Genomic DNA, 18,617 nt, shown 5'->3' with positions numbered 1-18,617 from the left:
CGAAACGTCAGCTACAACTGTGCGATAACGGCTAACTGACCTATCGAATTACGGACGCAATGATGCCGAAACATAAATAATTAGTTGTCAGTAATATAGTAATTATTTTTACCGAATTCCTTCGCTTTATATAATGCTTGATCTGCTAATTCTAGCAATTCATTTAATGTTTGAGCGTGATCCGGATAATAAGCTATTCCAATGGAAGCTGTTGGTGCAAAGTGATGTCTTTCAATCGTCCAACCTTTTTTTAGTTCATTTCGAATGCGATTAATAATATCCATCATCTGTGTGTCTCTCTTTTTTTCATCACGGGTTAAACCTGTTAAGACGACAATAAATTCATCGCCACCCATTCGTATAACTAAATCGTGATTACGTACAGCAGTAATTAAAACTTGGCCAAACTTTCGGATAAAATCATCCCCCGTGTCATGGCCGTACTGATCATTAACATGCTTAAAGTCATCCCCATCGATATAGAGCATAGCTAAGCACTCATTCCGTTCTTGCGCTTCTGCCAATAGTTTTGGAAATTCCTTTTGTAAAAAACGACGATTTGGTAGTTGTGTTAACGTATCGTGATAAGCTAAATATAATAAATCGTTCTCACGTTCTTTACGATGTGTTATTTCACGAGATACCATCATGATTTGTGAAACTTTTTCACGCTTTGGATCATGAACAACCGTTACATTTCCTTCAGTCCAAACAGGCGTTCCATCTTTTGCCCTTAAAAGCAACTCAAACTGGGTTTCCGTTTGACCTGAATAATTATTTAGAAACGTTTGCCATGAATTCTTACTTTGTTCATCAACAATGGTGCTGTAAAACTGACCTTGTAATTCTACGTTTTCGTAGCCTAAGAAAATCTGATAGGACGGCGAGGCATAAATAATGATGCCATCTTCATTTGTAATGACAATCAAATCATTTGTATTTTCTGTAATAAGACGAAATGTACGCTCAATATTTTTCAATTCCGTTAACATTCTTTTCTTGTCCGTAATATCATAGTTAATGGATAAATATTGTTCTGTCTTTCCAAACTCATCTTTTAATGGAACGATCGCTGCTTCTACCCATAAATCAGCATGGAATTTTGTACGGTAGCACAGCTCTCCTCGCCAAACTTTCCCCGCTTGCAGTGTTTTACGAATTATTTGTATTAAAACCTCCGTATTGTAACGAGGCTCGATTAATTTATACGATTGACCTATTAGCTCTTCTGCCTTAAAACCAGTCGCATTTAAAAATAGATCATTTACTTCTAGAATATTAGCATTACTGTCCAACACAGCAATGGACGCTGCAGAATTAAGAGCAGCCTTAAAAACCTCTAAACCATGAGATTTTGAGCGTAACTCTGCTTTTTGTTCAGTGAATTGTGTGCAATCCTTCATAAGTAGAAAAATAGCTAAAGAGTTATCCCCTTGCATAACTGGAGATAGTGATATTAAATACACACGCTCTTTTTTATCCAGTGTATGAAGCTTGATAAGTTTTTCACCAATGTTTTCGCCCATAGCGGCTTTTTGTAAATACTTTTGTATGTTCTCTACTTCCTCTTTAGGAACAATCGGTAGATCAACGAATAATTGCTGTTTAACCGTTTCGGTATCTAATGCAAAGTCTTCCGTGAAGCTGGAATTTACTTCATAAATAGCCCCATCAGCTGATAAGATGACCGTAGAAAAAAAAGCATGATCAAACATGGAGCGTAGAAACAAAAACTTATCCTCGATACTTCGGTCATAGAGAATTTCTTTAGTGATGGCTAAGACATAGTTTTCTTCATTATATTCAAAGGGACGAACAGACGTTTCGTATTTTCGAACTTCTGATTGATAATAGGCATAATCCACATAATCAACTTGACTATGCTTAGTAATTGCTTGATTGTAATTTTCTTGAATTACAGAAATATTTTCACGACTTAAAGGAAGGGTCGAAAGCATCTTCCCAATCGCCTCATGTGATAACAAATCTCGAGCTGCTTTATTTAAGCGAATATATTGATAATCGTCTCCCACTTTTTTCATTAAAAAGACAAAATCTTTGCCAATAAACAATTCATTAAATAAATCTTCGCTTAAAAGATCTTTCATGCTGTCACCCCCTTAAGTCGTTAATATTAATATAGAATTTTTATATAGTTTTTGTTTATACAAAAAAATCAATACTACTATTATAACATAATTTTTAAAAACCGCCCTCCTTAAATTGGAAAAATTTTATCCTTTTAAGGCTATTTTTTGATAATTTACCTTTATGAAAGAAATAACATAATGCTAAAGAAACAAAATTCAAATGTTTTTACATTCAAAATTGATATTTTAGTCTTATTTCTCCTAAATATTACAAATAAACATAATTTAACAATCGATAAAATTATTGATTTTTCGGAATTTGCTGACTAATAAACTTATTTTTTGTTTGAGCGAGGAAAATGATTGCATAAAGCAGGATGATTGTTATATTATATTAAAAAAACTAGCCATTTTTCGGTATGGTCGAAAAATCAGTAAGACAGCGGGAGATTATGGATATCATAGTTTTAACGTCTAGTTCTTTGGGTTTTAATTCCAGTACGAATTTTAGTTTTCTTCTTTATGCTTTAAAGGAATTGTTTTAACTACCCTAGTAAAGGAGGCGTTTCGTATGCTTAAACATCGAGACCTACATGAATGTACAGAGCTTTATGAGCTATTATCACACCCTTCTGTTTTCCCTTTTGTCCGTCAAAAAGCCACATCAGCTGATGAATATTGGTTTATGACAAAACAACTGATTGAAGAAGAATCGAAGGGACTCGCTATTTCTAGAACAATTACTGATGACTGGGGTCAACCAATCGGCACCATTAGCATTCATGATGTGGAGGATGGTGCAGGCTTTTTAGGAACGTGGATTGGACTCCCTTACCAAGGTCAGGGCTATAACCAAAAAGCTAAAATGCTTTTTCTGAATGAACTATTCTTTGATTATAACTTCCATACGGTATTTCTCCGTATTCGTATTGAAAATATAAAATCACAACGTGCAGCCTTAAAACTACCCTATGTGATAAGTGCGAATGAAAGTCACCCAACATTATTAGCACAAGTTAATAAAGGCGAAGCACAATTTAATTTATATAAAATTCCAAAAGACTTGTTCTATCTTACAACAGCCAATCAAATGGCAGAAGGCGAAGAACAAGCGATGTAACTGTTATTTCATAAAAATAAGCTATGTGTTCTGTCGTCATGACAGGCACATAGCTTTTATTTTTGGACTTCCCTAGATTTTTTAGCTAAAAAGAGTCTATTTTTTATATTGTAAAATCAATTTCGCCATTTCATCTGGTGTTTTCGGTCTTTGTGTTTTTTCCATCGTTGCAACCATTTCTACTTTGCGCTCTGTTAGCACATGAACCGATTTTTTAAAGGATTCCTTCGTTAACTCTTCCTCTTGTAAGACTTCCGCGTACCCTTGGCGTTTAAATAAGTTGGCATTTAAAATTTGATCACCACGACTTTTTTGTGCAGATAATGGCACTAATAACATCGGTTTATGAAGTGCTAGGAATTCAAAAATGGAATTAGAGCCTGCACGTGACACGACAAAGTCTGCCGCATGCAATAAATCCGGTAATTCTGTTGTCACATATTCAAACTGCTTATAACCGTGCATCGATTCAAGTGATTCGTCATAATTCCCTTTACCACACAAATGAATGATCTGAAATTGTTTTACAAGCTCAGGTAAATTTTGACGAAGTGCATCATTCAAGACAACTGAACCTAGACTCCCTCCCATAACAAGAAGAACAGGCTTTAATGTTGTAAAGCCACATACCGATAACCCTTCGGCACGATTTCCCATAAATAGCTCTTGGCGAATAATGGAGCCTGTGCATGTGGCCTTTTCTTTCGGTAAGTGCTGCAATGTTTCTTCAAAAATCGTAAAGATGTGTGAGGCAAAAGGTAGCGCAATTTTATTGGCCAAGCCCGGTGTAACATCTGACTCATGAATGACTACTGGAACACCTGCAAGTTTTGCAGCCATAACTACTGGTACTGAAACAAAGCCACCCTTTGAAAAAATCACTTGTGGCTTCACTTTTTTGATAATACGAAAAGCCTGCATAATTCCAGCAAGCACTTTAAAAGGATCTGTAAAATTTTTCATTGAGAAATAACGACGCAATTTCCCACTTGAAATACCGTAAAACGGAATATCAGGAAACGCCTCGCCTATTAATTCTTTTTCAATGCCCTGTTCTGAGCCAATATAGTGGACATCATAACCTAGTTCTTGTAAAGACGGGATTATCGCTTGATTGAGCGATACATGACCAGCTGTCCCTCCACCGGTTAAAATGATTGTTTGTTGTTTCACATTAATTCTCCTATTCCTACCATACTACTTTTTGTTTACAGTCTTTTATTTTACTATATGCGAACGAAAAGATATAGATGAAGCTTTTAACTTTCTTCAGTAGGCCTCTAAACATCTGCTGAAATTAAGGAACTCATGCTAAGAACTTCACATCCTTCGTGACTAACAATGTGCAGTTGCTGTCGCTTCGCTTTCGCACAGTAAACATTTGTTGGTCTAATACCTTCGGACGCAATTATTTTTCAATTTCCCTCCATTTTGTATGATATACTAATTAATTATGTTAATGAAGGAAGATATACACTATGAAACAAACCACTAGTTTAAAAGAAAAATATGCATTGATATTGAAAATTATCGTTCCCATTTTAGTCACGCAAGTCGCAATTTATCTTATTTCTTTCTTTGATATTTTAATGTCGAGTCGCTACGGTACCGCAGACTTAGCCGGAGTGTCAATAGGCTCATCTATTTGGATGCCTATTTATATAGGGTTATCTGGCATTCTTCTTGCGATCACACCGATTGTCTCACAACTTGTTGGAGCTAAAAAAGAGATAGAAGCAAAGAAGGCTGTTCAGCAAGGAATCTATGTAGCCATTTTACTAGCGGTACTTATTTTTATAGTATTACTAGTCGGAATGGATTGGATTCTTGGAAAAATGAATTTAGAAGCATCTGTACATACTATTGCTAAATCATATATTCACGCAATGTGCGCTGGTCTTTTACCACTCTTTTTATTTTTTGTCATGCGCTGTTTTATCGATGCACTAGGACAAACTCGCGTAACGATGATTATTACTTTACTAACAACGCCCATAAATATTGTGCTGAATTATATTTTTATTTTTGGCAAGTTTGGTGCACCCGAGCTTGGCGGAATCGGTGCAGGCGTTGCAACAGCGATTACATACTGGCTAGTTTTCTTTATCACAGTTTGGATTATTGCTAAACGCGTGCCCTTTGAACGCTTCCGCCTATTCCATGACTGGCCAAAATTAGAGTGGCTTCGTTGGAAGGAAATTTTAATCATTGGTGTTCCGATTGGCATATCCTTATTTGCAGAAACAAGTATTTTTTCTGCTGTGACGATGATGATGAGTAACTTTAGTACAGCAATTATCGCAGCTCATCAAATTGCTTTAAATTTTACTTCCCTCCTATATATGGTACCTCTTAGTATTTCGATGGGCGTTACGATATTAGTAGGTTTTGAAATAGGCGCTGGCAGAATGCACGATGCAAAACTCTATAGCTATTTATGTGTTGGCACCGCGATTTTATTTAGCTTTATTTCAGCTTGTATCCTGTTTATCCTTCGTGAGCCTGTTGCAAATATGTATACGAACGATGGTAAAGTGCTAGAATACGCCGTTCATTTTTTAATTTACGCCGCCATTTTCCAGCTTTCTGATGCTATCCAAGCACCTGTACAAGGAGCTTTGCGAGGTTATAAGGATGTTACAATAACCTTTATTATGGCCATCATTTCGTATTGGGTGATCGGCTTGCCTGTCGGGTATGTAATTGCCACTCATACAAACTTGGGACCTTTTGGTTACTGGATTGGGCTTGTAGCAGGTCTGACAACCGGAGCGATTACTTTATTAATACGTTTATTACTTGTTCAAAAAAGATATTCTAGGACAACCAAAACAACAATAGCAAACTAGACTTCGTTCTAGTTTGCTTTTTTATTATAGAAGTAAACTTTTTTACATAAAAAAAGATGCCCACTAAGTTTTTTACAACTTAGTAGACATCCTATCTTCAATGAAGCTATTATTATTTTTGGATAAATTGTTGTGTCCAGTAGTTGCCTGATTTCACATAGCCGACACCAATATGCGTAAATTTCTCATTTAAAATATTCGCACGGTGACCAGGTGAATTCATCCAACCTTGTACTACTTCTTGAGGTGTACGTTGACCCTGTGCAATATTTTCACCTGCACTCTTATACGTAATACCTAAAGCTTTCATTCGATCAAATGGTGAACCGAAAGTTGGGCTTGTGTGTGAAAAATAGTTTTTAGATTGCATATCTTGTGATTTTTCACGAGCAGCTGCCATCAATTGAGCATCCGTTTTAAAAGGTGCTAAACCAGCTTTTGTACGTTCAGCATTCGTTAATTTTACTACCTCTTGCTCAAAAGCATTCACATCTGAAGTAGTTGTTGATGGTGTAGATTGAGTTGGTGCAGTTGTTGTATTATCTTTTTGAGTTGTTTGTGTATTGTTATTTGTTGCTTGATTATTTTCTGGTGCTTGTGTTTCTTTTGATGGTGCTTGTGTTTGTGGTTGATTTACAAACCACTTATGATTTGGCCATTGGTTTGACCATTGATTTGACCATTTATAATTATAAACTTTATTACAGTCTGTAGTTGTGTTCCCCTCTGTAGTATTTGCTGCAGCGGAAGCCATTTGAATTGGAGCTGCTAATAAAAATGTTGCACAAATTGCAGTTAGTGTTTTTTTCATTTTTGCAATTCCTCCTTCTCTGCAACCAATCGTAAAGTACAAATTTAATAAATTTCTTGCCAGCATTTGCTAACAACACCATCAGAGAAATAAATTCGCATCAAATAGAGGATTGTTAACAATAATTTTTAGCAAGTTTCACCAGCCTATGAAATACTTACGTTACAAATAGGGTTGACACCTCTAAAAAACTAGCAACTATTTTCAACATTCTCATAGAAAGTTTCATACAAAAACAAGTTCCCTCTATTTCACTTATCAAAAAAAATCTGCATTGATTACAACTTTTATAAGACGACAGAAACATTCGTGTCTTACAAGTAGAAATCTGCAGATTTATATGTCCATATAGAGAAGCCTATTTTTTAATGAAGACCTATTATGTTTAAGTTACTTACATTTTCACCAATGATAACGAGTTTTGCGGGCATTTTTACGTACTCTGGAAGCCATTGGACCATGCCATACGCATATTGAAACAGCATGGGATTTTTGATACCTTCAATGGGCACATAGCCTTTCATTCGATATACAGTTTCAGGCAATGTACGTACCCAATCCTCAAATTGCTCCTGTGTAAAATCAACGTCCTTAAATTCAACTAATCGTGAACCGAGATTCATTGATGCGATTGGAGCCTTTATAACATCTTGTTGATCCACCTGAGCTGTTGCCTTTAACCCTTCTAATAAATGTAACGGTACTCGCCCATTCGTCGTTTGCAAAATAAAGGCATGAGGATTAAAGCCTTGTAGCTCATAAACAACCCTTGCCTGCTCTGCCTCTGTTAATAAATCCGTTTTGTTAGCTAGCAATAAATGCGCGTGACGGATTTGTTCCATAAATAAAGAGCGTACTTGCGGTGTTAACGTCTCTCGATTTAACCACAGCTTTGAGTCGGCAACCGTGATAATTCCTTTGACATTTAGCTTTTCCGCAAATAACGGTGAATACACGGCATCTAATGCTTCAACAGGATGTGCAGCACCTGTTGTTTCAATAATTAGGACATCAAAGTCACTATCTAATAGAAGAGATTGAATTTGTGCCTCTGTTTTTTCGGCGCCAGAACAGCAAATGCAACCCTCTAGCATTTCCTTGAGTGGAATATCCTTTTCCACAGCCTGTGAGTCAAATGGTAGCTTGCCAAGCTCATTCATAATGACTGCAGGCTTTAAATTTTTTTCTTTTAATTGTCGAATAACATCTGTTAGCATGGATGTTTTCCCGCTACCTAAAAAGCCACTAAATAAGTATACGTCCTTCATATTTATTCCCTCCATATAAAAAGCTGTCGCAAAAGGCCATTAGAGACGCCTGATGCAACAGCTACTTTGTTAGTTTGAGTTTACTCTGTTTTTGCTGGTGTACTCGTAAGCAGTTCTTTTGCTTTTAACAATTGAGGATCCTCTGCTTTTATTTTAGCACGTAATGCTTCCATTAAAGCATACGTTGTATCGCCAGTTAAAACACCAGTTTCTTCTAGTTTATTTGCAGCTTGCAGTTTTTTCACTGCACGTTCTGTATTTTGATCAAAAATAGCGTCTACCTTCCCAGGCTCATATCCTAGAACTTCTAGCATCTCTTGTGCCGCTTTTACAGAGTTTGACTGCACGCCCGTTTTCATTTCAATTGATGGATCTAAATAAGGTAATGATGCATAAGATGGGTATGACACTTTAACATCTGGAGCTATACCTTTTTCATGAATCCAGTTACCATTTGGTGTTAGCCATTTAGCTGTTGTAAATTTAAGGTTAGAGCCATCTTTTAATGGCGTGATATTTTGCACTGTACCTTTACCAAACGAAGTTTCACCCACAATTTTAGCACCGGCAGATTCTTTTAGTGCACCTGCTAATATTTCAGAAGCAGAAGCACTACCACTATCGACTAGCACTGTCACTGGAACATTATATTTTTTACCAGCAGTAGCTTTTGTAATTTCCGGCTCTCCGTTTTTTTGTTGCACTTGTACAATCGGTTTACCTTCCGGAACAAATAAATTCGAAATTTCGATTGCGTCAGTTAAGAAGCCACCCGGATTTTGTCGTACATCTAATACGATACCTTTTAAGTCTTTACCTTCGTAGTCAGAAAGAATTTTTTCAAATTCTTTTGCTGTATTTTCACTAAATGACGTAATTTGGATATGGGCGATACCGTCTTTAAGCATTTCCCCGTAAACCGTTTCAACCGGAATTTCATCACGGACAATCGTCATATTAAGAGGTTCAGCATTTCCTTCTCGTTTCACGGTTAATTTTACAGGTGTTCCCTTTTCACCACGAATACGTGCAACCGCTTCAGATGCACTTAACCCATGGATACTTTTCCCATCAACAGTTAAGATAATATCTTTCGGTAATAGCCCAGCCTTTTCAGCGGGTGAATTTTTAATAGGTGACACAACTGTAATAGCACCGTTACGCTCTTGTATTTCCGCACCAATTCCTTGGAAACTAGAAGATAAAGTAGAATTTAATTGATCTGCTTCTTCCTTCACTAAGAAATCAGAATACGGATCACCTAAAGCGTCAAACATACCATTAATAGCACCATCGACCACTTTCGCATCGTCGATATCTTTGTAATAGTTTTTTTTAAGCAAATCATAGGCTTCGTACAATTTTGAAAATTCCGGACGTCCTTTCGGTACTTTCACTTCAACTGCTTTCTTATCTCCGAATGTTAACGCAAATATCGTTAAGCCTGCCGTAATAAGGATTGTAAAGAACATCAGCATGATAAATTTAAACGGTTTCATTTGTATAAAACGTCCTGCTGGTTTGACCCCAGCAGGTGGTGTTTGTTCTGGCTGCTGTTCGATACTATCTTTTTTCTGTTCATCCATCTTGATTGTCACCACTCTCATATACACTAACTTGTTGTCACACTATTACCATCTTAACAGGTTATAGGGAAGACGAAAAGAAAAAGACTGTCAAAATTTCACGACAAATCTTGTCCTACAACAATCTTCCTAAAATCCAGCATTTCTTAAACATTTTATTGTTAAGTACATTATTCTATGTAGATGTGATTGCCTTAGATTTTGTAAAAGTAAAGGTACCTTTGAAGCACTTTTCTAAAGGCACCTTTATGATCTGCTAAGTTGAAGGTATATAATGGTACTGCTTTTCTATTTTACCCGTTTCATCCATGCAGTCAACTAAAATCCTCAAGTATATTAGAAATTAACTTCTTATGCATCTTTAATATACGTAACTTGCGCCAATTTAGCATTTTTTATTTTAATCTCTGCATTTTTTGCTGCATTAATCCCTGTAAAAGTGCCTGTTTTTATTCGATAATATGGATCATCCTTCTCAATATAAACAAGCCAGCCAAATGATTTTTTCATCACCTGCGCTGCACTTTCCGCTGCTTTAAGCGTACTATACGTTCCGGTTAAAATACGATACTTGCGCGTTTCTACTGGAGGAATTTGAACATCTCCAGCTTTTTTAACCATGTCCATGAATTGAGTCCAAGATACTTTTCCAGCCCGTATATTACGGGGGCAATTTTTCCCACTAAAATGATTGTGTTGCACAATATTTTGAACTGTAATTTTTTCATCTTTTATAATTTTTGCGATAAGACTAGCCGCATTTTCGACAGCTTTTAAATAATTCCCATCACTATTTACGCAAATTTCCACTTGAATACCTTGGCTATTTCCGACATAAGTCCCTGTCGCCCAACACTCCCAAAAATGTTCAAATGATTGTACAGCTTCCTGATCATCTACTTGCCAATGCCAGCTAGCTTCCCTACTGTTGCCGTTTATCTGTAGACGAGCATGAGCGTCAGCATCAGCTCCAACGCTAGTATTATCCGTTTCATGAACGACAAGATATTTTTTTGCATTATTTTTACCATTTGTCATTTTTAATGCTTGCGAAGTTGGCACTAGTTTTTGGCGAATTGTTACCAAAGGTTTACCCTCCTTCCTTTTGTCATATAAAAAAACCTATCATTGACCTTGTAATCAAACGATTTTTTCATACAAGAATCAAAGATAAATATTTATTTCTCTCTATAATATGACCCTTTGGTAACTTCTTTCTATGTCTTTATAAGCATTAATCCCCACAGTTTTCTAACAAAATCCATATAAGTTTGTTTACTTTATACGGTGTATTTTTACATAATTGCTTTTATTTTTTTAAATACAGAGTGTATTGTTAGTCGATGAAAAGTAAGAAGTTGCCCCTTATAAATAACAGAAAAAATACCGTAAGGGGTTGGTGATAGTTCCATCAACTCTTCTCTATCTTTAAGTTCAATAAGTTCAACTGGTATAGTCAATTTATTTGCAGCAGCTATAATATTTTCAGTTGCAATTTCAACATATGGACATTGGAATGAACGTAAAACCGTTAAGCCGTTAAATTTTTTTAATCTTTCTTCCCAATCATTCGGAAAATATGGTTGTTCGGCTTCGCTGCTTAAAGAGTAAACAAGTAATTCAAAATCATATGGTGCTGTATCAATAAGTTGAAAACCATTATTCAAAAAAATCTCTTTACTTGGCGCCCAAGACGTTTTTGAATTTGTAATGACAACAATACCTTTTTTGCTTGTTTTTTTTGCATCCTCTATACATTTACTCAATAATCGTGTGCCGTACCCTTTCCCAACTTCACTTACCCATAAACAATGAATCACTAAATAACCATCCGCATGAACCACTCTAGATGAAAATTCAGCTTCTGTATATTCAATAAACCCTACTTGTTTTTTATTGTCGATTACTTGCACATATTTCAAGCCCTCTTCAAATCTATTGTTCAGCCATTTGTTCTTATTTAAATATCCGCTTGATTTCTTCTTACTCCTAAGACAAAAACTCCCCATTCCCTCTATAAGTTCATTATTATATTCTACTAATTCAACATTACACGACAATACTATCCCCCCCTATTCATTAGGGTGATTATACCCCTTTTTGAATTATAAATATAACGTATGGTTGATTTCCGTTCCGACTGAGCGCTTCGTAGCTGACGCTTCGCTTTCGCACAGATAGAACATTGCCCCCTGCAGCTTAGCTTTCGCTACAGAGCAAAGCTTCCTGGGGGCGTCAGTCTCCACTACAATCAACAAATCTTCATAGTATTTGTACTATTAAAAATCATTCCTAGAAAACAAAAAATCAGGCTATTTACATCTTTAGCCTGATTTCAATATGAAAAATAATTTATAAATTTTTAACAATTATTTTTTTGAAATTTTGAAATATAGCACAAAAAAACAATGTAAAAGTACAAATTTTTTTATTTTAAATAATATGGAAATTTATTTGTTTTTGACTTTTTTCCTCTGCGCTTCGAGTAATTCAGAAACTGTGACAAATCGATATCCTTGCCTTTCAAGTTCAGGAATTATTTTTTCCATCGCTTGCACAGTTTGATGACGGTTTCCGCCTCCATCATGAAAAAGAACGATATTTCCTTCTTTGACACCGTTTAGCACAGTGTTAACAATTCTAGTAGTTCCTGGACTTCTCCAATCTAAAGTATCTAAATGCCATGACCACATAACAACTTTATAGCCTTCTTTAGCAATCGCTTCAATCATTGCATCTGAATACTGCCCTTCTACTGGGCGAAATAAAGTAGGCTTAAATCCTGTGATGTTCTGAATGACGTCATTCGTTTGATTTATTTCCTTTAGTAAATTCGGAACATTCGTCCTTAAAGGATGCGAAAATGTATGGTTGGCTAGTTCATGACCTTCCTTATACATTCTTGATATTACCTCTGGATTCTTTTGCGCATTTTGACCAACAATAAAAAAAGTAGCTTTCGCATTATATTTGGCTAATAAATCTAAAATCTGAGATGTGTACTTCCGATGTGGTCCATCATCGAAAGTAAGGGCAACAATTTTTTCATCCGTATTGATCTCCCAGACAATTTGCCCCGCTTCTTCATAATACTTCCTTCCTTTATTTTCATATTTCTCTGCACCGACTTTCACATTAAAAAAGGAGACAGCTAAAAGGCAAATAGGTAATAAAAACAGGAGTTTTTTCAAATTTTCACTTCCTCAAATAAAATATTTAGTACCTTATTATTTGAGGAATGCTAAAAAAAATGCTCTTTTTTGATTTTTTTGTTACGGTGAGTTCTTTAAATCAAATTGTCATTAAAGGTTGTCCTTTTACCTACTTATAAAAACTTAAATAATAGTCAATTAATTTAATGACTTCGTATATTTTTTTATATTCTTTTTCTATTTTATAAGAAATAAACAATACAGCTAAATTAAAACTCAAAACTGCTATAGCAACGATTTGGACAAGTGAGATTCCAGTCATCAATTTAATATTGATTGCTGAGGCAATTATTGTGATCAATGATAAAATTACACCACACAATGTAATATAAATCGGCTTAGATCGAATAATTTCATTTGCTTGCAATTTCAAAACATCTAGTAAATATCGAATTTCTTTCAATTTATATTGTTGATCAAAAATCACGAAATATGACATATAAACATCGTTTGTTATATTTTCATTCAGTATATTTTTATGAATTTTTCTCACTAATCGATCACAAAAATCTTTATCTAATGCTTTTTCAGGTATGAATAGTTCCTCTTTATTTTCAAAAACATTTGTGCCGGGATGCTTCAAACCCCTCATCCTCTCATACTGGTTTACCTGATTTAATGACCTTATTAAGAATAGAAAACTCTTTTATAGTCAAAACATAGTCACCCAAATTTTTCAGATATTTAAATTATATGAAGGGATGGAAAGGTAGTATGTTATTTTGGGTGAAATTTTATTGTAAGTTTAATAACTGCAGGAAACATACATAAAGTTCCTTAGTAAAGTTGTTGATACACAGCTAATGCATCCGTAATATTAAACTGCTCTGTTCGTGAATCACCTTGAGCACCTACTGTTACTAGAATATACTCCTCGCCTTTAATTGTTGCTAAACTTGCTAAACATAATCCTGCTTGCTCTGTGTAGCCAGTTTTGCCGCCAATTATTTCACCTCTCGTATTTTCAATAGCATTCAAATTTTTAAACATTCGACTCGTCACCGTCATTCCCTCTGGATGAAGATTTGTTGACTTTATTGAGTATCTTTCCGCTGTATAGATATCTCGAAAGGTGTTATTGGTTAAAGCATATTGTAAAAGTATCGAAATATCTTTCACACTCGTATAATGATTAGGATGATGGAGTCCTGTTGCATTCGTAAAATGTGTGTTTTTCATCCCTAACTGTTTAGCTTTTTCGTTCATTAACTTTACAAATTTACTCTCCGACCCAGTTATGTAATCGGCTAAGCCAATAGAAGCATCCGCACCTGAAGGTAGCATTGAACCATAAAGTAAATCCTCTGCTGTTACCTCCTCATTAGGAAGAAAGCCTGCCATAGAAGCATTTTCTTCATATAAATTCTTAAATATACTTTTAGGAAGTAAAATCTTTTCCTGTAAATTCGGGATATTTTCAATGGCAACTAAAACCGTCATGATCTTCGTCAAAGAAGCAGGATAAATGATTTCGTCACTATCTTTGTCCAGTAAAATCTTATTTGTGTCTAAGTTCACTAATATAGCATTGGAGCTATGTAAATTTACATCAACATTTATTTCACTTTTCTTTGGCATTTCCAGCTGAGTATTATCTATTTCTAGCTTAGAATGTTGAAATGGATATTCTTTTACAAACATGTACACCAGAAAAATAATCATCAGTAAAATTAAGCTATAAAATCCTTTTATTTTAAACATAAAAACAACTCCTTCTTTCTATGCCTCTATTGAAACATAAAAGAAGGAGCTCTTTTTTAATAATCTATTATAGAATTCTTAAGGTTTCTTAAGAAATTGTTGGAAGCATAACAGTGAAAACTGTTTTTTCATCATTACTTGAAGCTGATATTGTTCCTCCATGAGCATGGACTATTTCATTGGCAATTGCAAGACCAAGCCCAGCACCACCTGAATGAGTCGACCTAGCGGAATCTAAACGATAAAATTTTTCAAAAATCATCTTTAATTTTTCTGGTGGAATTATTTTCCCCTTATTGGTAAATGAAATAATTGTCTGGTCATTTTGAAGGTGTGCGCTAATATGAATTATACTGTTATCATCGCTATATGCTATGGCATTTTTTAAAATATTATTAAATACCCTCGCTATTTTATTAGCATCCGCGAAAACCTTTATTTCTCCCTCGATTTTCACAATTGCTTGCTGTCCTTTAGGGGCCAATAAGGGATAAAATTCATCTGCCAATTGCATTAACATGTAATTTAAATGAATGGATTCTTTATCTAGAATAATGGTCTGTAAGTTAAATCTAGTGATTTCAAAAAATTCATTAATCAATTGTTCTAGCTTATATGATTTTTCTAATGAAATCTTCACATACTTTTCTTTTTGCTCTATAGGCATGTCCTTTGCCTCATCCAACAAACTTAAGTAACCAATCATAGATGTTAGTGGTGTTTTAATATCATGTGCTAAGTAAACTACAAGATCATTTTTACGTTGCTCAGCCTCCTGTGCATCCTTTGCCCTTTTTTCTAATTTATTTTTAGCATCATTTAATTTTTTCTCCATAAAATCTAACTCAGAAGGAAGACTTATTTCCTGATTCGATTCCTCTGAAAGCATATTAACACCTATGGCAATTTGGTTAAAATACTTCGTAAATCGAGAAAGTGCAAAATAAAAAATTACTAACAGCAAAATAATTAAGCCTATTGCTAACCAAAAAGACTTATTTTGTTGAAATAAAATCCCATAGGCTCTCTGTGCCGAATAATAGTCAAGCTGTAGCACGTTTTCACAAAATCTAATAAACCAATCTGCGAAAGGGGCTTGTAAGACACCATCAATAAACACATAGCTTATAAAATAGCCAACCAACAATGCTATTACTAAAATCAGCAAAATCTGAAGCATTATAGTTCTTTTTAGCTTTCCAAAGTCATTTTTCAATGGTATATCCAACTCCCCAGACAGTTTTAATGAATTTAGGGTTCTCTGCGGAATCATTCATCTTTTCTCGTAAATGCCTAATATGAACCATTACCGTATTGTTACTGCTATAATACTTCTCGCCCCATATTTCCTGAAATAGTTCTTCTGATGAAACGACACGCCCTCGATTTACACATAAAAACCACAATATGGAGAACTCAGTAGGAGTAAGAGACAGTTGTTTTTCATTTAACATACATTTTCGAGTTTTTTGCTCTAAAATTAAGCCTGAAAAATCAATAATCGCTTCATTTTGTAATATCCCCTGATGATTGTACTTGGTAAATCTGCGAATTTGAGCCTTAACCCTTGCAATAACCTCCAATGGACGAAATGGTTTTGTTATGTAGTCATCAGCTCCTAAAGTAAGCCCCGTTATTTTATCTATTTCCTCTTCTTTCGCTGTTAACATAATCACCGGATAATGATATTGTTCCCGAATTCTTCGGCAAATTTCAAAACCATCGATTTCAGGCATCATTACATCAAGAATAGCAAGATCCAATTTGATCGAGTGTATACACGCTAACGCTTCCTGAGCATCATAGAATTTATAAACATTAAAATTTTCATTTTTTAAATAAAGCTCAATTAAATCTGCAATTTCCTTTTCGTCATCAACTACAAGAATATTTATATCCATACTCATAACCACCACCCTTATTCAAATATTCATTTTTCTTCAAAACCTAGATTTAACAATATTCCCAGAGGGTTCTACTAATCATCCAACATCATATCATTCCGTTAAACTTACTGTCATGCAAAGTCTTATTATTTAAGAAAATCTAAAGAATTACAAAAAACCACTCGTTTGATAACGAAGTGGTTTAAAGAATTAGTATGCTGACATATACGTCATTAAGGTGGTTTCATTACCTTGCTTGATCATCATAATAGGCTTCATTAGCAGCCTTCTCATTAGTGCCTTTTAAATAAGCTAAAATCATATCAGGACGTTTCAGTAACAACCAATCACCGTAATGGTCAAATCGTCTGCATGAAGTAATCATTCCATTTTTAATTGTTCCGTATTTTTTCATGTTCTTCTTGCCCCATTGTTTTAAACGCTTTGCAAAATCAGCATCTTCAGCCATTAGCATATTCTCGTTAAACCCTTTGATTGCTTGAAAGTCTTTTTTATAGCACCAAAAGATCCCTACAGAGATAAAACCATACTTTAATAGTAAGGGGAAAATTAATAACATGGAAGACACTACTATACCCAAGGACATTCTTTCAAAATGTCCGTTCACACCTCCTCCTATATATTGATTGGATGCTAAGTGCTTTTCAACCTCAGTTAGCATGTGTTCTGTCATTCGAGTATCAGCATCAATTGTAATTAGAATTTCACCTTTTGCTAGCGCAGCTCCAGCATTTCTAATTTTGGATAAATTTTTATCATTATTTTCCAATGTCACGCAATTATAGGACAGTGCTATCTCTTTCGTTTTATCCGTACAACGATTTAGCACGACAATAACTTCTACTTGATTTTTATAAGGTTGTGCAGACTTTGCTATTGACTCTAAACACCCACCAATATAATTTTCTTCATTATGAGCAGGTATTATAATAGAAAATTTCACATCTCTATCAGGAACATCTTTTATAAATAGTGTATTTTCCGACATATAAAATCTCCCCTTCATAATTAGTCTCGTTATTTTAAATTAAGTATACATTGTAGAGATTTACTTTAATTTTTTATTTTTGGTTTTTTATGTCTATTTTGCATCCATTATCACATTGATGCCACCATCATTAGGAGTGGGGCTCGCTGTTTCTGTTGCTATGTTTTCGAAAACATCTGCTGTTTGAAGATAAATGGTCAAAAAAAGAGTTGGTTTATGATGACCAACTCTTGATTCTAATTTCGGATCCCCTTCATGAGTCATTAGAAATCTTCTTATCTAATCTACTTAAGGCGAAAATCACGGATGAAAAAATAAATATACCTGTACATAGCCATAATGCTATGCCATCCCATTGACCGTTTAATAATGTGATGTTCGTGAGGATTATAAGCTGCATGAGACAAGTTGCTATATAAAGAACTAAGGAATGGTTCATGTCAACACCTCCACTCAAAAAGCAATCCATTTATCATGTATATTCATCAAATATATGAAATATCCACAAAACAAAAACACTGCAATATATGATTGCAGTGCTCTTAAATGGTATCGGTTTAGCTTCCAAATGCAAAGATTAGCTCTGTCTCACAAACTATTTCTCCGTCAACCGTTGCAATACCACGTCCCTTACCAACGGCACCTTTTAAGCGGGTAATTTCTACTTCAAGACGCAGTTGATCACCAGGTTTAACCTGTTTTTTAAAGCGGCAATTATCAATACCAGCTAGTAATCCAAGTCTCCCTTGATTTCCTTCTTTTGTAAGCATAATGATTGCACTTACTTGAGCTAAAGCTTCAACAATTAACACACCTGGCATCACTGGATAATTAGGAAAATGTCCATTAAAAAATTCTTCGTTGATTGTTACATTTTTAATGGCAACTGCTCTCTTTCCTTCTTCTAATTCTAATACTCTATCTACTAACAGAAAAGGATACCTATGTCTTAAAACTTCTTGTATTTGTTGAATTTCGAGCATCTAAAAACCTCCAAAAATATTATCACCTAATTCTATCATTAATTCTTAGTAGTTGGTACTATATTTTTGTTCAGATTTCAAAAAAAGCCACATTCACATGGA

Annotated in this window: 17 protein-coding genes; 2 read left to right on the top strand and 15 right to left on the bottom strand. The window is 34.8% G+C overall.

Annotated elements, in window-relative coordinates; all coding sequences use genetic code 11:
- Positions 1 to 80 precede the first annotated feature (80 nt).
- Positions 81 to 2,108, bottom strand: coding sequence for a diguanylate cyclase domain-containing protein (locus tag MWJ95_RS18910; RefSeq protein WP_249075821.1), 2,028 nt, complete (start codon positions 2,106 to 2,108; stop codon positions 81 to 83).
- A 553-nt stretch (positions 2,109 to 2,661) separates the two neighbouring features.
- Between MWJ95_RS18910 and MWJ95_RS18905 the strand changes: the two genes are divergently transcribed.
- Positions 2,662 to 3,210 carry a GNAT family N-acetyltransferase gene (locus MWJ95_RS18905; protein ID WP_249075822.1) on the top strand — a complete coding sequence of 183 codons (549 nt, stop codon included), beginning with the start codon at positions 2,662 to 2,664 and terminating at the stop codon, positions 3,208 to 3,210.
- A gap of 96 nt (positions 3,211 to 3,306) precedes the next feature.
- Here the strand turns inward: MWJ95_RS18905 and MWJ95_RS18900 are convergent, their stop codons facing one another.
- Positions 3,307 to 4,383 (bottom strand): undecaprenyldiphospho-muramoylpentapeptide beta-N-acetylglucosaminyltransferase, encoded by a 1,077-nt coding sequence (locus MWJ95_RS18900; protein ID WP_249075823.1) that lies wholly within the window; start codon positions 4,381 to 4,383, stop codon positions 3,307 to 3,309.
- 305 nt (positions 4,384 to 4,688) lie between these two features.
- On the opposite strand from MWJ95_RS18900, the gene MWJ95_RS18895 reads away from it, so the two are divergent.
- On the top strand, positions 4,689 to 6,059 hold the full coding sequence (locus MWJ95_RS18895; protein ID WP_249106947.1) for an MATE family efflux transporter: 1,371 nt from the start codon (positions 4,689 to 4,691) through the stop codon (positions 6,057 to 6,059).
- A gap of 112 nt (positions 6,060 to 6,171) precedes the next feature.
- Here the strand turns inward: MWJ95_RS18895 and MWJ95_RS18890 are convergent, their stop codons facing one another.
- The 13 genes from MWJ95_RS18890 to fabZ form a co-directional block, all read right to left on the bottom strand.
- Positions 6,172 to 6,870: a CAP domain-containing protein gene (locus MWJ95_RS18890; protein WP_249075825.1), complete on the bottom strand. Its 699-nt coding sequence runs from the start codon at positions 6,868 to 6,870 to the stop codon at positions 6,172 to 6,174.
- A 365-nt stretch (positions 6,871 to 7,235) separates the two neighbouring features.
- The gene (locus tag MWJ95_RS18885; RefSeq protein WP_249106946.1) at positions 7,236 to 8,138 is read right to left on the bottom strand and encodes a CobW family GTP-binding protein; all 903 of its coding nucleotides are present in this window, start codon (positions 8,136 to 8,138) and stop codon (positions 7,236 to 7,238) included.
- An 80-nt stretch (positions 8,139 to 8,218) separates the two neighbouring features.
- Positions 8,219 to 9,724: a lmo1851 family serine protease gene (locus tag MWJ95_RS18880; protein WP_249106945.1), complete on the bottom strand. Its 1,506-nt coding sequence runs from the start codon at positions 9,722 to 9,724 to the stop codon at positions 8,219 to 8,221.
- 351 nt (positions 9,725 to 10,075) lie between these two features.
- The gene (locus MWJ95_RS18875) at positions 10,076 to 10,810 is read right to left on the bottom strand and encodes an N-acetylmuramoyl-L-alanine amidase (RefSeq protein WP_249075828.1); all 735 of its coding nucleotides are present in this window, start codon (positions 10,808 to 10,810) and stop codon (positions 10,076 to 10,078) included.
- Between the two features lie 209 nt (positions 10,811 to 11,019).
- Complete coding sequence (locus MWJ95_RS18870) at positions 11,020 to 11,784, bottom strand: GNAT family N-acetyltransferase (protein ID WP_249075829.1); 765 nt, start codon at positions 11,782 to 11,784, stop codon at positions 11,020 to 11,022.
- A gap of 390 nt (positions 11,785 to 12,174) precedes the next feature.
- Positions 12,175 to 12,915 carry a polysaccharide deacetylase family protein gene (locus tag MWJ95_RS18865; protein ID WP_249075830.1) on the bottom strand — a complete coding sequence of 247 codons (741 nt, stop codon included), beginning with the start codon at positions 12,913 to 12,915 and terminating at the stop codon, positions 12,175 to 12,177.
- A 130-nt stretch (positions 12,916 to 13,045) separates the two neighbouring features.
- Positions 13,046 to 13,519 carry a hydroxymyristoyl-ACP dehydratase gene (locus tag MWJ95_RS18860; RefSeq protein ID WP_249075831.1) on the bottom strand — a complete coding sequence of 158 codons (474 nt, stop codon included), beginning with the start codon at positions 13,517 to 13,519 and terminating at the stop codon, positions 13,046 to 13,048.
- 194 nt (positions 13,520 to 13,713) lie between these two features.
- Positions 13,714 to 14,637, bottom strand: coding sequence for a D-alanyl-D-alanine carboxypeptidase family protein (locus MWJ95_RS18855; RefSeq protein ID WP_249075832.1), 924 nt, complete (start codon positions 14,635 to 14,637; stop codon positions 13,714 to 13,716).
- 88 nt (positions 14,638 to 14,725) lie between these two features.
- Positions 14,726 to 15,910, bottom strand: a complete 1,185-nt coding sequence (locus MWJ95_RS18850) for a sensor histidine kinase (protein ID WP_249106944.1) — start codon at positions 15,908 to 15,910, stop codon at positions 14,726 to 14,728.
- The gene (gene vanR, locus MWJ95_RS18845) at positions 15,843 to 16,538 is read right to left on the bottom strand and encodes a VanR-ABDEGLN family response regulator transcription factor (protein ID WP_249075833.1); all 696 of its coding nucleotides are present in this window, start codon (positions 16,536 to 16,538) and stop codon (positions 15,843 to 15,845) included. The genes MWJ95_RS18850 and vanR overlap by 68 nt, the downstream gene beginning before the upstream one ends.
- Positions 16,539 to 16,770: 232 nt before the next feature.
- Positions 16,771 to 17,532 (bottom strand): glycosyltransferase, encoded by a 762-nt coding sequence (locus MWJ95_RS18840; protein ID WP_249075834.1) that lies wholly within the window; start codon positions 17,530 to 17,532, stop codon positions 16,771 to 16,773.
- 93 nt (positions 17,533 to 17,625) lie between these two features.
- Entirely contained in the window at positions 17,626 to 17,796 is a 171-nt protein-coding gene (locus tag MWJ95_RS18835) for a hypothetical protein (protein ID WP_249106943.1), read from the bottom strand.
- 293 nt (positions 17,797 to 18,089) lie between these two features.
- On the bottom strand, positions 18,090 to 18,515 hold the full coding sequence (gene fabZ, locus MWJ95_RS18830) for a 3-hydroxyacyl-ACP dehydratase FabZ (RefSeq protein ID WP_249075836.1): 426 nt from the start codon (positions 18,513 to 18,515) through the stop codon (positions 18,090 to 18,092).
- Positions 18,516 to 18,617: the final 102 nt, after the last annotated feature.

Origin of the sequence: Lysinibacillus sp. Bpr_S20, assembly GCF_023337835.1 — a bacterium.
Taxonomy (GTDB): Bacteria; Bacillota; Bacilli; order Bacillales_A; family Planococcaceae; genus Lysinibacillus.
Note: the sequence above shows the minus strand (reverse complement) of the source record. Positions and strands in the feature narration are given on the sequence as shown.

Excerpts from the sequence above, each read along its gene's own strand:
- MWJ95_RS18885 (WP_249106946.1), bottom strand. The coding sequence starts at position 8,138 with ATGAAGGACGTATACTTATTTAGTGGCTTTTTAGGTAGCGGGAAAACA.
- MWJ95_RS18840 (WP_249075834.1), bottom strand. The coding sequence starts at position 17,532 with ATGTCGGAAAATACACTATTTATAAAAGATGTTCCTGATAGAGATGTG.
- MWJ95_RS18880 (WP_249106945.1), bottom strand. The coding sequence starts at position 9,724 with ATGGATGAACAGAAAAAAGATAGTATCGAACAGCAGCCAGAACAAACA.
- vanR (WP_249075833.1), bottom strand. The coding sequence starts at position 16,538 with ATGGATATAAATATTCTTGTAGTTGATGACGAAAAGGAAATTGCAGAT.
- MWJ95_RS18850 (WP_249106944.1), bottom strand. The coding sequence starts at position 15,910 with ATGATTCCGCAGAGAACCCTAAATTCATTAAAACTGTCTGGGGAGTTG.
- MWJ95_RS18905 (WP_249075822.1), top strand. The coding sequence starts at position 2,662 with ATGCTTAAACATCGAGACCTACATGAATGTACAGAGCTTTATGAGCTA.
- MWJ95_RS18855 (WP_249075832.1), bottom strand. The coding sequence starts at position 14,637 with ATGTTTAAAATAAAAGGATTTTATAGCTTAATTTTACTGATGATTATT.
- MWJ95_RS18890 (WP_249075825.1), bottom strand. The coding sequence starts at position 6,870 with ATGAAAAAAACACTAACTGCAATTTGTGCAACATTTTTATTAGCAGCT.
- MWJ95_RS18910 (WP_249075821.1), bottom strand. The coding sequence starts at position 2,108 with ATGAAAGATCTTTTAAGCGAAGATTTATTTAATGAATTGTTTATTGGC.
- fabZ (WP_249075836.1), bottom strand. The coding sequence starts at position 18,515 with ATGCTCGAAATTCAACAAATACAAGAAGTTTTAAGACATAGGTATCCT.
- MWJ95_RS18895 (WP_249106947.1), top strand. The coding sequence starts at position 4,689 with ATGAAACAAACCACTAGTTTAAAAGAAAAATATGCATTGATATTGAAA.
- MWJ95_RS18835 (WP_249106943.1), bottom strand. The coding sequence starts at position 17,796 with ATGACTCATGAAGGGGATCCGAAATTAGAATCAAGAGTTGGTCATCAT.